The following is a 12,593-nucleotide window of genomic DNA, read 5'->3' on the forward strand; positions in this document are numbered from 1 at the left end:
GCGCTTGATCTCAGGCAAAGTTACGTTTTTCGCCGTCACCGGCTACGTTGGTCACACAGCGGCCGCAGAGTTCTGCATGCTCCGCCACCTGGCCGACATCGGTGGTGTAATGCCAGCAGCGCGGGCACTTCTCACCATCCGCTTTGCTGAATGCAATTTTCAGCCCTTTCAACAGTTCGCTCTGCTGCGCATCGGCAGGAGCATCTGCAAACGGTGCTACGCTGGCCGATGAAGTCAGCAACACAAAGCGCAGTTCGTCCTGCAGGCTGTTCAGACGTGCTGCCAGATCGCTATCGGCGTACAGCGTAACCGCCGCCTCCAACGAACCGCCAATGTGCTTGTCAGCACGTGCCTGTTCCAGCACCTTGTTCACTTCTCCACGCACTTTCAGCAAATCGGCCCAGAACGCATCGTTCATGCCTTCGCCTGCTGCCAACCCGAACAGACCGTCGTACCACTCTTCGGTAAACACGTACTGCGTGCGCTCACCCGGCAGGAAGGCCCAGATTTCATCGGCGGTAAACGACATGATCGGCGCCATCCAACGTACCAGCGCTTCCGCAATGTGGAACAAAGCGGTCTGGCAGCTGCGGCGGGCAACGCTGTCGCTTTTCGCGGTGTACTGACGGTCTTTAATGATGTCCAGATAGAAGGACCCCATTTCTACCGAGCAGAACTGCATCAGGCGCTGTACCACTTCGTGGAAATCGTAGTTGGCATAGGCCTGCTCGATATCCTGCTGCGCGGCCATTGCACGGCCTACGGCCCAGCGATCCAGTACCACCATCTCTTCCGGTGCCACGCAGTCAGTGCTTGGATCAAACCCGTTCAGGTTGGCCAGCAGGAAACGCGCGGTATTACGGATGCGGCGATAAGAATCGGCAGCACGCTTGAGGATTTCGTCGGAAACCGCAATCTCGCCGGTGTAATCGGTAGAGGCGACCCACAGACGCAGAATATCGCCACCCAGCTTGTTCATCACGTCCTGCGGGCTGACGGTGTTGCCGATTGATTTGGACATTTTGCGGCCCTGACCATCGACGGTAAAGCCGTGGGTCAGCACTTCTTTGTAAGGCGCTTTACCCTTCATGGCGGTCGAAATCATCAGCGATGACATGAACCAGCCACGATGTTGGTCGGAACCTTCCAGATACATGTCGGCAGAGTGGCCGTTGAATTCTGGACGCACGTCAACCACGGAAGAATGGGTTGAACCTGAGTCGAACCAGACGTCCAGCGTATCTGGCACTTTCACATAATCGGCCGCTTCGGCACCGAGGATATCGGCAGCGTCCAGATCCCACCAGGCCTGGATCCCGTCTTGCTCAACACGCTTGGCCACTTCTTCCATCAGCTCTACGCTGCGTGGGTGAAGCTGCTCGGTGTCTTTGTGCACGAACAGGGACATGGGAACGCCCCAGGTACGCTGACGTGAGATACACCAGTCTGGACGGTTTGCGACCATGGTTTCGATACGCGCCTGGCCCCAATCCGGGATCCATTGCACGCCTTTGATCTCTTCCAGCGACTGCTTGCGCAGACCCTTTTGATCCATGCTGATAAACCATTGCGGCGTGGCGCGGAAGATGATCGGCGTTTTGTGGCGCCAGCAGCACGGGTAGCTGTGTTGCAGTTTTTCCACGTGCAGCAGAGCGCCCTTTTCTCGCAGCAACTCAACGATCAGATCGTTGGCCTTGAACACGAACTTGCCGTCCAGCGTTGGATAGGTGCCGGTCAGGTAGCAGCCGTTCGGGCCAACCGGGTTAGCGACTTCCAGGCCGTATTTCTGGCCGATCACGAAGTCATCCGGGCCGTGGCCAGGAGCGGTATGTACGGCACCGGTACCGGCATCCAGCGTAACGTGATCGCCCAGGATCGCCGGCACGTCAAAGCCCATAAACGGGTGGGTAAAGCGCATCAGTTCCAGATCGCTGCCCTTGCAGCTACCCAGCACTTCCCAATGGCTGATGCCTGCACGTTTCATCACGCTTTCTACCAGGTCCGCTGCCAGGATCAGGCACTGGCCTTCAACCTGGACCAGATGGTAGGCGAACTCTGCATTCAGCGAGATCGCACGGTTGGCAGGCAGCGTCCACGGTGTGGTCGTCCAGATCACCAGTGACACAGGGCCATTAACGCGGGTTACGCCAAATTTGCTGGCCACAGCCGCCGCATCAACCGCGTGGAACGCGACGTCGATGGATGGCGAGGTTTTGTCGTAATATTCAACTTCCGCTTCCGCCAGGGAAGAACCACAGTCCGTGCACCAGTGCACCGGCTTGGCGCCTTTGAGCAGATGACCATTGCTGATGATCTTGCCCAACGCACGGATGATGTTGGCTTCGGTTTTAAAATTCATGGTCAGGTACGGATGATCCCAGTCACCCAGCACCCCCAGACGGATAAAGTCTTTCTTCTGGCCTTCTACCTGCTCGGCGGCATATTCACGACATTTCTGGCGGAACTCTGCCGGTGTCAGTTTCTCACCCGGTTTGCCATACAGTTGCTCAACCTTCAGTTCGATAGGCAGACCGTGACAGTCCCAGCCAGGAACATAAGGCGAATCAAAGCCAGCCATCCCTTTTGACTTGATAATAATGTCTTTGAGGATCTTGTTTACCGAGTGACCAATGTGAATGCTGCCATTCGCATACGGAGGGCCGTCATGCAGAATGAAGGATTTCTTGCCCTTTTTGGCGGCACGAATGATCCCGTACAGATCCTGTTCATACCAACGTGCGAGCATGCCAGGTTCACGCTTGGCGAGATCGCCACGCATCGGGAACCCTGTTTCCGGCAAGTTCAGGGTATTCTTGTAGTCACTCATTAGATTCTCGATCTCGTTTCGGTTCGTAGATTAAGCCGGTGTCTGTAGCCCGAAGAACGTCCGGGCCGTCACCACATCATTGGCGATTTGCTGCTTTAGCGCATCGAGCGAAGCAAAACGCTGTTCATTGCGCAATTTTGCGCGCAGCACCACATCCAAGTGGCGCCCGTAAAGATCCATGGTTACGTCCAGCAGATGCACTTCCAACTGCTGACGTACGCCTGCCACCGTAGGGCGGGTGCCGATATTGGCCACGCCAGGCAAAGGCTCGGGGCCCAGGCCATAAACATCGACGGCATATACCCCTTTCACCGGGGCAACCAGGCGTTTGAGCGGCAGGTTGGCGGTGGGGAAACCAATGGTTCTCCCCAGTTCATCGCCATGCACTACGCGCCCGGAAATACTGTAAGGATGCCCCAGCAGGGTTTCTGCCAGCGGCAAATCATCATCACGCAGCGCATTGCGGATAGCGGTGCTGCTGATGCGCAGGTCGCCTTCACGGAAGCTTGGCGTGCTGACCACCTCAAAGCCGAACTCTTGCCCGGCAAGCTCTAACAGCGGGAAGTCCCCCTGGCGACCAGCACCAAAGCGGAAATCATCCCCCACCATCAGGAATTTTACCCCCAGCTTTTCGACCAGCAGCTCGGCAACGAATGCCTGAGCGGTATGGGCGGCAAAGCGGGGATCAAACTTGACGCATAACAGGTAATCAACCCCGGCCTGCGCCAGGTATTTGGCTTTGTCACGCAAACGCGTGAGGCGGGCCGGAGCCTTGTCCGCGGCAAACAGTTCCAGCGGCTGTGGCTCAAAGATCATGACAATGACGGGTAACCCCAGGCGTCGCCCTTCCTGCTTCAACTGCCCCAACAGCGCCTTGTGACCGCGATGGACGCCGTCAAAGTTGCCGATGGTGAGCACACAGCCACGGTGGCGTGCCCGGATATTATGGATGCCGCGAATTAGCTGCATAGCTGGCCCAACACAGTGGAAATCGGCGGATTATACCTTGTACAGCGGTCAAGGTTAACCCGCGATTGGTTCCTTTGATGTAATAGTCATACCATACCGGAGGATAATCGCCTTAACCACCGTTTATCTGGCCCAATGCGTGCTATATTAGCGCGCTGATAGCGAGCTTGGCTTCTGGCCGACGCTTGAAAGACGGGGGATAACCCACCAGGACCAACAGCTTGCAGACTGTGATGCAAATCACATGGCGATTTTTCTCGTGAAACACTGTATTCCCATGGCTGAAGCTGGTAAAATCCTGCGCCATCACAACGTAGCAAGTGCCGCCCGTACAAACGGCGCTTATTTGCACAAATCCATTGACAAACGAAGGCTAAAAGGGCATATTCCTCGGCCTTTGAATTGTCCTCAATATATATATTTGGGAGTTGGACCTTGGCTAATATCAAATCAGCTAAGAAACGCGCCATACAGTCTGAGAAACGTCGCAAGCATAACGCTAGCCGTCGCTCAATGGTGCGTACCTTCATTAAGAAGGTTGACGCAGCTATCGCAGCTGGCGACAAAGACGCAGCACAAAAAGCATTCCTCGTAATGCAACCACTTGTGGATCGCCAGGCTGCTAAAGGCCTGATCCACAAAAACAAAGCAGCACGTCATAAGTCAAACCTGACGGCGCGTATCAACGCAATGCAATAAGCATTACGTTGTGTGCTTGTTAAAAAAACCGGCCTCGGCCGGTTTTTTTACGCCTGACGTTCAGGCCTACAGCGCGAACAGCGCCGAGAAATCCTTGTTGCACACCCGCTGTACCGCCGGATGCTGGATCATTCGCTCGGCAAAAATGATGTAATACTCTTCCTGCACGCTATCGACACGCCCTATCTCCACCACGTCATCATCGCTATAGGTATCCAGCGCATACAGCGTTGGCGCTACGAAGATCGCGTTGTGGTACAGGCCGAAAGCCTTCATCAGAGCCGCATCGTCAAACTCCCCCAGTATCTCAACCTTGATACCTTGCGTATTGAACCAGTTGAGCAACTTACGCCCCAGCATCGAACGCCTTCCCGGGATCAGCAAGCGGCGCTGTTCCAGACAGGCAGGGAACGGTAAGTCGGGTATCGGCTGACGACAGAAGAAACTGACCCCACACTCGCCCAGCTTAAGCGAAAACAAACCTTCCTGCTGGCTAGAGTCAACCGGGCAATCCGACAGGATCATATCCAGCTTATGCTGGCTCAGTTGCTCCAACAGCATCTCATGGGTTGATTCAAAACAGCGCAGGTGGATTTGCTCGTTGTCCACCACCACCGCCGTTTCCAAGACCTGGCTGACCAGACGTTTGGATAGCGCATCCGCTACGCCCACGTCAAACAGCAGGTTGGACTCCTTGCGGTAGTTGACGATATCCAGCATTTCCTGGCTGAGCATAAACATCTTGTCGGCATAGCGGAACACCAGTTGGCCTAGCTCGGAGGGGACCAGCCCGCGCCCCTGGCGTTTGAACAGCTTACCGTTGAGCCGTTCTTCCAGTGCCTTGATTTGGCCGGTGATGGTCTGCGGCGTGAGGAACAGGGCTTCTGCCGCTCCCACGACCGACCCCTCCTTGCAGACCTGCCAGAAGTAATACAGATGGTTAAAGTTGATATGAGACATTCTCAAAACGTTCTCTCCTTAGGTTTCTCATCGGCAAACGGTCTGCCGTGATGAGCGACAAACTCCCTATCGTTAATTTCGGACAACGCAAAGTTATCTTTAATCCCAAGTGCAGCGTGGCTGACAAAGCCACGCTACCTCTACTATTGTAATAGCCCTTCAGCAACGAGGGGTAAATACAAAGGTCATCGGCTGCAAGGCAAGCTCAAACGCAGCAGGCCGTAACCCACTACCGCAGCACTGGTCGATCCCAATAGTATGCCTAATTTGGCATAGGTACTGAGAGCCACATCCGCATCGGCGAAGGCCAATGAGGCAATAAAAATCGACATGGTGAAACCAATACCACAGAGCACGGCCACGGCAAACACCTGTTTAAAGCCGATATCCTGCGGCAAGCGGGCAATCCCCAGCTTCACCGCCAGCCAGCAGAAGACGAAAATCCCCAGCGGCTTGCCGATAAACAGCCCGGCAGCAATCCCCAGCGGCAACAGTGAAGTCAACCCGCTCAAGGACACCCCTTGCAACGATACCCCCGCGTTGGCAAAGGCGAACAGCGGCAGGATCAGGAAAGCGACCCAAGGGTGCAGCTCATGTTCCAAGGTTTCAGAAGGTGAAGGCTCACTCTTGGCATTCAGCGGGATCATAAAGCCAACAATTACCCCGGCCAGCGTAGCGTGAACGCCTGACTTGAGGATCGCTACCCACAGCACCAATCCGACCATCATATACAGCGAGGTCTTACCCACTCCCCGCCAGTTCATTAGCGCCAATACCACGATCGCCGCAGCCGCAACGCCCAGCGCCACCATCGAGACCTGATGGGTATAGAACAACGCGATAATGATAATGACCCCAAGGTCATCGATAATCGCCAAGGCCAGCAGGAATACCTTCAGGCTGGTCGGCACCCGGTTGCCCAGCAAGGCCATCACGCCCAAGGCAAAGGCAATATCCGTTGCCGCCGGGATCGCCCACCCCTGGCGGGTCACTTCATCGGCACCGTTGAACAGCAGATAGATCAGCGCCGGAGCCAGCATGCCGCCTAACGCGGCAATCGCCGGGAAGATAGCCTTCTCACGCCCAGCCAGGGAACCTTGCAGCAGTTCACGTTTGACTTCAAGCCCCACCACCAGGAAGAAGATGGCCATTAAACCGTCGTTAATCCACAGCAGCAGCGGTTTGGCTATTTCCAACGAGGCGATGCTGACCGCCACGGGTAAATTGAGAAAGGCCTGATACAGCCCCTGTACGGGGGTATTGGCCATGATCAAAGCCACCACGGCAGCAGCGATCAGAATAATGCCGCCAGCGGCTTCTTGACGCAGAAATTGACGAATAATAGTAGTCACAGTACGTCGCTCCAAAATGCCCGTCGTCTTTCAAGCTACAACTCGAAATCCATAGGACATAGATAAAGAGGCAAAGCGCCCCCGGTTTCCAGACAATGAAACGAGTATAGTCGAGTAATCACCTCGAAAAAATCAGTTTATAAATGCAAAACAACTCGATAAAACCGATCTATTTGAGCTATATATCACACTTTTAATAAGGGTATTGATACAGCAAAGATAAAAAAACCCCGGTTTGCTTAAACCGGGGTTTGAGGAGTGATGCGCGGGGAACGTTGATTAACGAGTCAGGTCGTCAAAAAACTTTTTCACGCCGTCGAAGAAGCTTTTCGAACGCGGGCTGTTTTTATCCCCAGAAGGGCCACCCAAACTCTCTTCCAGCTCTTTGAGCAGCTGCTTCTGCTTCTCGTTCAGACTCACCGGCGTTTCTACCACCACGCGGCACAGCAGGTCACCCTGGCTGCCACCCCGGACCGATTTCACCCCTTTGCCACGCATGCGGAACAGTTTACCGGTCTGAGTTTCTGCCGGGACTTTCAGCTTGACGCGGCCATCCAGCGTTGGCACTTCAATCTCGCCACCCAAGGCAGCCATAGCAAAGTTGATCGGCACTTCACAATAGAGGTTATTGCCTTCACGCTCGAAGATCGGGTGAGCACTCACCTGAACCTGAACGTACAGATCCCCTGCTGGTGCACCGTGTTCACCAGCTTCACCTTCACCCGCCAGGCGGATGCGGTCGCCAGTATCTACACCCGCCGGAATTTTCACCGACAGGGTTTTGGATTTCTCTACGCGACCGTGGCCGTGACATTTGTTGCACGGATCCTTGATGATCTGACCACGCCCGTGGCAGTGCGGACAAGCCTGCTGCACGGTGAAGAACCCTTGGCGCATCTGCACCTGGCCCTGACCATGACAGGTCGGACAGGTTGCCGGTGAACTGCCCGGCTTGGCACCGTTGCCATGGCAGACATCGCACTCTTCCAGCGTTGGAATACGGATCTCTTTGGTCACGCCACGCACGGCTTCTTCGAGCGTCAGATCCATGTTGTAACGCAAATCGGATCCACGGCTGGCACGTTGACGGCGTCCGCCGCCAAAGATATCGCCAAACACGTCGCCAAAGATATCGCTGAAGTCGGCACCGCCGCCACCAAAGCCACCACCACCGCCCATACCACCTTGCTCAAAGGCCGCATGGCCGTATTGATCGTAGGCAGCACGTTTTTGATCGTCGGTCAGGATCTCGTAGGCTTCCTTGACCTCTTTAAACTGGCTTTCGGCGTCTTTTTCCTGATTACGATCAGGGTGATACTTCATCGCCAGGCGCTTATACGCCTTTTTGATTTCGCGCTCGTCTGCCGTCTTGGCAACGCCGAGCACCTCGTAATAATCTCTCTTCGCCATTATTTCTCTTACCCTTAACATGCGTGCACGGGCGTAGAGTTGCCTCGACGCCCGTGCTGGTTTCCGGTTACGGCCTGTGGCCGCACCGTGCCCGCTTAAGGGCGATTATTTTTTGTCTTTCACTTCTTCAAACTCGGCGTCAACCACGTCGTCGTCTTTCTGCGCCGCGTTGTCTGCACCGGCATCAGCACCCTGTGCCTGCTGCGCTTGAGCCTGGGCCATTTCCATCAGCTTGCCGGAAACCTGCACCAGAGCCTGGGTTTTCGCTTCGATTTCGGCTTTATCTTCGCCTTTCACCGCCGCTTCCAGATCTTTCAGCGCGCTCTCGATAGCGGTTTTGTCTTCAGCTGGCAATTGCTCGCCCGCTTCTTCCAACTGCTTACGGGTACCGTGGATCAGGTGATCCGCCTGGTTACGAGTTTGCACCAGTTCTTCGAACTTACGGTCAGCTTCAGCGTTCACTTCGGCATCGCGTACCATTTTCTGGATTTCTTCTTCGTTCAGACCAGAAGAAGCCTTGATGGTGATCTTCTGCTCACGGCCGGTGTTCTTGTCTTTCGCAGACACGTGCAGAATACCGTCGGCGTCGATATCGAAGGTGACTTCGATCTGCGCCATACCGCGTGGTGCCGGCTGAATGCCGTCCAGGTTGAACTGGCCCAGTGACTTGTTGTCATTGGCGCGTTTACGCTCACCCTGCAGCACATGGATGGTCACTGCTGCCTGATTGTCTTCGGCAGTAGAGAACACCTGGCTGTGCTTGGTCGGGATAGTGGTGTTTTTGGTGATCAGCGGCGTCATTACGCTGCCCATGGTTTCGATACCCAGTGACAGTGGGGTAACGTCCAGCAGCAATACGTCTTTCACATCACCGGCCAACACACCGCCCTGAACCGCAGCACCAACGGCAACCGCTTCGTCCGGGTTAACGTCTTTACGTGGTTCTTTACCGAAGAAGTCAGCAACTTTCTTCTGAACCATAGGCATACGGGTCTGGCCACCGACCAGGATCACGTCCTGAATGTCAGAAACCGACAGGCCTGCGTCTTTCAGTGCCACTTTCAGCGGCTCGATAGAGCGAGCAACCAGATCTTCTACCAGCGACTCGAGTTTTGCACGGGTCACTTTGATGTTCATGTGTTTTGGACCGCTGCCATCTGCAGTGATGTACGGCAGGTTGACGTCGGTCTGCTGAGCAGAAGACAGCTCGATCTTGGCTTTTTCAGCGGCTTCTTTCAGACGCTGCATCGCCAACGGATCGTTGCGCAGATCCATGCCCTGCTCTTTCTTGAACTCTTCCACCAGATAGTTGATCAGGCGGCTGTCGAAGTCTTCACCACCCAGGTGGGTATCACCGTTGGTTGCCAGAACTTCGAAGGTTTTTTCACCGTCAACGTCGTCGATCTCAATGATTGAGATATCGAAAGTACCGCCACCCAGGTCATAAACCGCGATGGTACGGTTGCCCACTTCTTTGTCCAGGCCATAAGCCAGGGCCGCAGCAGTCGGTTCGTTGATGATACGTTTCACTTCCAGACCTGCGATACGGCCAGCATCTTTGGTCGCCTGACGCTGAGCATCGTTGAAGTAGGCAGGAACGGTGATAACCGCTTCAGTTACCGGTTCACCCAGGTAATCTTCCGCCGTTTTCTTCATTTTCTTCAGGACTTCCGCAGAGATCTGCGGTGGTGCCATTCTCTGGCCCTTCACTTCCAGCCAGGCGTCACCGTTATCGGCAGCGACGATGCTGTAAGGCATGATAGCCTTGTCACGCTGTGCTTCTTCATCCTGGAAGCGACGGCCAATCAGGCGCTTGATCGCAAACAGGGTGTTTTGTGGGTTGGTAACAGCCTGACGCTTAGCAGGCTGGCCAACCAGAATTTCACCATCCTGGGTATATGCGATGATTGAAGGAGTGGTGCGATCGCCTTCGGCATTCTCCAGCACGCGCGCCTTGCCACCATCCATAATTGCTACACAAGAGTTGGTTGTACCCAGGTCGATACCAATAATTTTGCCCATCTAAACATCTCCACTAATAAATTCATAATCGGTCAGGTTGCTAACTATATGCGGGCGTTTTTTTGCTTTTCAACTGCCCGGCATCTCAGAGTTACCCGCGGTCAGCAACTGCGGTTGCCAATAAGATGGGGCCATCCACACCAGCATCAAGGGGCTGGGCAAAAAAAATTTCGTTTTTATCCGCAGCCAGATCATTGTTTCCTGACGTGGGGATCATTATGATGCCGCGCGCTCTGATGGAAGTTATGGGTTTTTCGGCCATTCAGACCAATTATTAAATTACCTATCCATTTTCGTTACAATTCTGTTATCGCAGAGGACATATGCACTCCAACAAGTTGGCAAATCCCGGCCCCCTGGGTCTGATGGGCTTCGGGATGACTACCGTCTTGCTGAACCTGCACAACGCGGGCTTTTTCCCACTGACTTCCGTCATCATCAGTATGGGGATTTTCTTCGGTGGCATGGCTCAGATTTTTGCCGGTATTCTTGAGTTCAAGAAAGGCAACACCTTCGGCTTGACCGCCTTCACCTCTTACGGCTGTTTCTGGCTGAGCCTGGTAGGCATCCTGCTGTTGCCACGCATGGGCCTGGCAGAACCGACCGACGCGAACGTCCTCGGCATCTACCTGGCACTGTGGGGCGTCTTCACCCTGTTCATGTTCTTCGGCACGCTGCGCACCAACCGCGGGTTGCAGTTCGTGTTTGCCAGCCTGACCGTGCTGTTCGCACTGTTGGCCGTCGGCAACATCACCGGTAACCACGCGATCCTGACGTTCGCCGGTTACGAAGGCATTATCTGTGGTGCCAGCGCGATCTATCTGGCAATGGCTGAGGTGATCAACGAACAGTTGGGCCGCACCGTACTGCCAATCGGCCCGGTGAAAGTTCAGCAGGCCACACCTGCTGCTGTTACTGCATAAATCCGTACTAACGTGATATGAAAAAACCCTGCGGTGTTCAATCGCAGGGTTTTTTATTGGGCTAAAATCGCTTAGCTCAAGAGCGGCTTTTCACTGTTCAGGTCGCGACGCAGGTAGATCCCCAGCAGCAGGCCGAGCGTCGACAATGCCAGCATATAGTAAGCGGGCGCTAACGGGGTTAACTTCATGATCAGCGTGACAAATACCGGAGTTAAACCACCAAAAATCGCGTATGCCACGTTGTAGGAGAACGAAATCCCGCTAAATCGCACTTCCGCCGGGAAAGCCCGCACCAGCACGTAAGGCACCGCGCCGACGATCCCCACGCTGAAGCCAACCAGCGCGTAGGTGGCAAACAGCATTTCCGGATGTGTTGCCACCGACTGATAGAACAGCCAACTGCACCCCGCCAACAGCAAACTGCCGACGATAAAGGTTTTGCTGGCACCAAAGCGGTCCGCCGCAGAACCAGAGACGATACAGCCAGCAAACAGCATGATGATCGCGATGCTGTTGGCCTGTAGTGACAGCGCCGGGGCTATGCCAAACTGTTTTTGTAGGTAGGTGGGCGTCATCAGGATCACCACCACAATGCCTGCCGACAACAGCCAGGTCAGCAACATCGAGACCGCGATCTCTTTACGGTGATTCATCACCACCGATTTCAGCGGTAGCTCTTCTGCCAGCGCTTTGCGCGTCTGCATCTCGATAAAGATTGGCGTTTCCTGCAACCAGCGGCGCAGATACATGGCAAACAGGCCGAAGATGCCACCCAGGAAGAACGGGATACGCCAGCCTCCGTCATGAATAGCCTGTTGGCTGAGCGTGGTATTGATAATGGTGGCCACCAGCGAGCCGAGCAGGATACCGGCCGTCAGGCCAGCAGTGAGCGTGCCACAGGCGAAACCAATGCGTTTACGCGGCACATGCTCCGCCACAAACACCCAGGCACCAGGGACTTCACCACCGATCGCCGCGCCTTGCAGAACCCGCATCAACAGCAGCAGCAACGGTGCGGCGATGCCGATATTGGCATAGGTGGGCAGCATCCCCATCGCCAACGTCGGTAACGCCATCAGCAGAATGCTCAGGCTGAACATCTTTTTACGGCCCACCAGATCGCCGAAGTGCGCCATGATAATGCCGCCCAGTGGCCGAGCCAGATAGCCCGCCGCAAAGATACCGAAGGTCTGCACCTGGCGCAGCCACTCTGGCATATCCGCCGGGAAGAACAGATCGCCCATTACCGCAGCAAAGAAAACAAAAATGATGAAGTCATAAAACTCCAACGCACCGCCCAGAGCAGCCAACGTCAGAGTCTTATAATCTTGCCGGTTGAGCCGGCGATTATTATCGTGATGCATAAGATACCGTTAGAGGAAACAGGAAAGACACAGAAAGCATAACGGCTGACTGTAAAAAGTTTCTTAC

Annotated in this window: 9 protein-coding genes; 2 read left to right on the forward strand and 7 right to left on the reverse strand. The window is 54.8% G+C overall.

Annotation, left to right across the window (positions count from 1 at the left end; translation table 11 throughout):
• Window positions 1–10 precede the first annotated feature (10 nt).
• Window positions 11–2,827 (reverse strand): isoleucine--tRNA ligase, encoded by a 2,817-nt coding sequence (gene ileS / locus JHD74_RS00335; RefSeq protein WP_199061227.1) that lies wholly within the window; start codon window positions 2,825–2,827, stop codon window positions 11–13.
• Window positions 2,828–2,857: 30 nt separating this feature from the next.
• Entirely contained in the window at window positions 2,858–3,796 is a 939-nt protein-coding gene (gene ribF / locus JHD74_RS00340; RefSeq protein ID WP_024483575.1) for a bifunctional riboflavin kinase/FAD synthetase, read from the reverse strand.
• Window positions 3,797–4,231: 435 nt separating this feature from the next.
• On the opposite strand from ribF, the gene rpsT reads away from it, so the two are divergent.
• Window positions 4,232–4,495 (forward strand): 30S ribosomal protein S20, encoded by a 264-nt coding sequence (rpsT, locus tag JHD74_RS00345; protein WP_024527210.1) that lies wholly within the window; start codon window positions 4,232–4,234, stop codon window positions 4,493–4,495.
• 66 nt (window positions 4,496–4,561) lie between these two features.
• On the opposite strand, the gene nhaR is transcribed toward rpsT, so the two are convergent.
• The 4 genes from nhaR to dnaK form a co-directional block, all read right to left on the reverse strand.
• The gene (nhaR, locus tag JHD74_RS00350) at window positions 4,562–5,461 is read right to left on the reverse strand and encodes a transcriptional activator NhaR (RefSeq protein WP_021179255.1); all 900 of its coding nucleotides are present in this window, start codon (window positions 5,459–5,461) and stop codon (window positions 4,562–4,564) included.
• Window positions 5,462–5,640: 179 nt separating this feature from the next.
• Window positions 5,641–6,807, reverse strand: a complete 1,167-nt coding sequence (gene nhaA / locus JHD74_RS00355; protein WP_199061229.1) for a Na+/H+ antiporter NhaA — start codon at window positions 6,805–6,807, stop codon at window positions 5,641–5,643.
• Window positions 6,808–7,086: 279 nt separating this feature from the next.
• Window positions 7,087–8,217 carry a molecular chaperone DnaJ gene (gene dnaJ, locus JHD74_RS00360; RefSeq protein WP_024527213.1) on the reverse strand — a complete coding sequence of 377 codons (1,131 nt, stop codon included), beginning with the start codon at window positions 8,215–8,217 and terminating at the stop codon, window positions 7,087–7,089.
• A 105-nt stretch (window positions 8,218–8,322) separates the two neighbouring features.
• Window positions 8,323–10,239, reverse strand: a complete 1,917-nt coding sequence (gene dnaK / locus JHD74_RS00365; protein WP_021179252.1) for a molecular chaperone DnaK — start codon at window positions 10,237–10,239, stop codon at window positions 8,323–8,325.
• Window positions 10,240–10,562: 323 nt separating this feature from the next.
• Here dnaK and satP point away from each other — a divergent pair, with 323 nt between their 5' ends.
• Window positions 10,563–11,162, forward strand: coding sequence for an acetate uptake transporter (gene satP, locus JHD74_RS00370; protein ID WP_024527215.1), 600 nt, complete (start codon window positions 10,563–10,565; stop codon window positions 11,160–11,162).
• A 71-nt stretch (window positions 11,163–11,233) separates the two neighbouring features.
• Here satP and JHD74_RS00375 read toward each other — a convergent pair whose 3' ends face one another.
• On the reverse strand, window positions 11,234–12,526 hold the full coding sequence (locus tag JHD74_RS00375; protein WP_029710774.1) for an MFS transporter: 1,293 nt from the start codon (window positions 12,524–12,526) through the stop codon (window positions 11,234–11,236).
• Window positions 12,527–12,593 lie beyond the last annotated feature (67 nt).

It is taken from the genome of Serratia sp. ASV30 (assembly GCF_016428815.1).
GTDB lineage: Bacteria > Pseudomonadota > Gammaproteobacteria > Enterobacterales > Enterobacteriaceae > Chania > Chania fonticola_C.

Bases quoted from the DNA above. Each gene is read 5' to 3' on its own strand.
- JHD74_RS00375 (WP_029710774.1), bottom strand. From the start codon at position 12,526: ATGCATCACGATAATAATCGCCGGCTCAACCGGCAAGATTATAAGACT.
- ileS (WP_199061227.1), bottom strand. From the start codon at position 2,827: ATGAGTGACTACAAGAATACCCTGAACTTGCCGGAAACAGGGTTCCCG.
- ribF (WP_024483575.1), bottom strand. From the start codon at position 3,796: ATGCAGCTAATTCGCGGCATCCATAATATCCGGGCACGCCACCGTGGC.
- satP (WP_024527215.1), top strand. From the start codon at position 10,563: ATGCACTCCAACAAGTTGGCAAATCCCGGCCCCCTGGGTCTGATGGGC.
- dnaK (WP_021179252.1), bottom strand. From the start codon at position 10,239: ATGGGCAAAATTATTGGTATCGACCTGGGTACAACCAACTCTTGTGTA.
- dnaJ (WP_024527213.1), bottom strand. From the start codon at position 8,217: ATGGCGAAGAGAGATTATTACGAGGTGCTCGGCGTTGCCAAGACGGCA.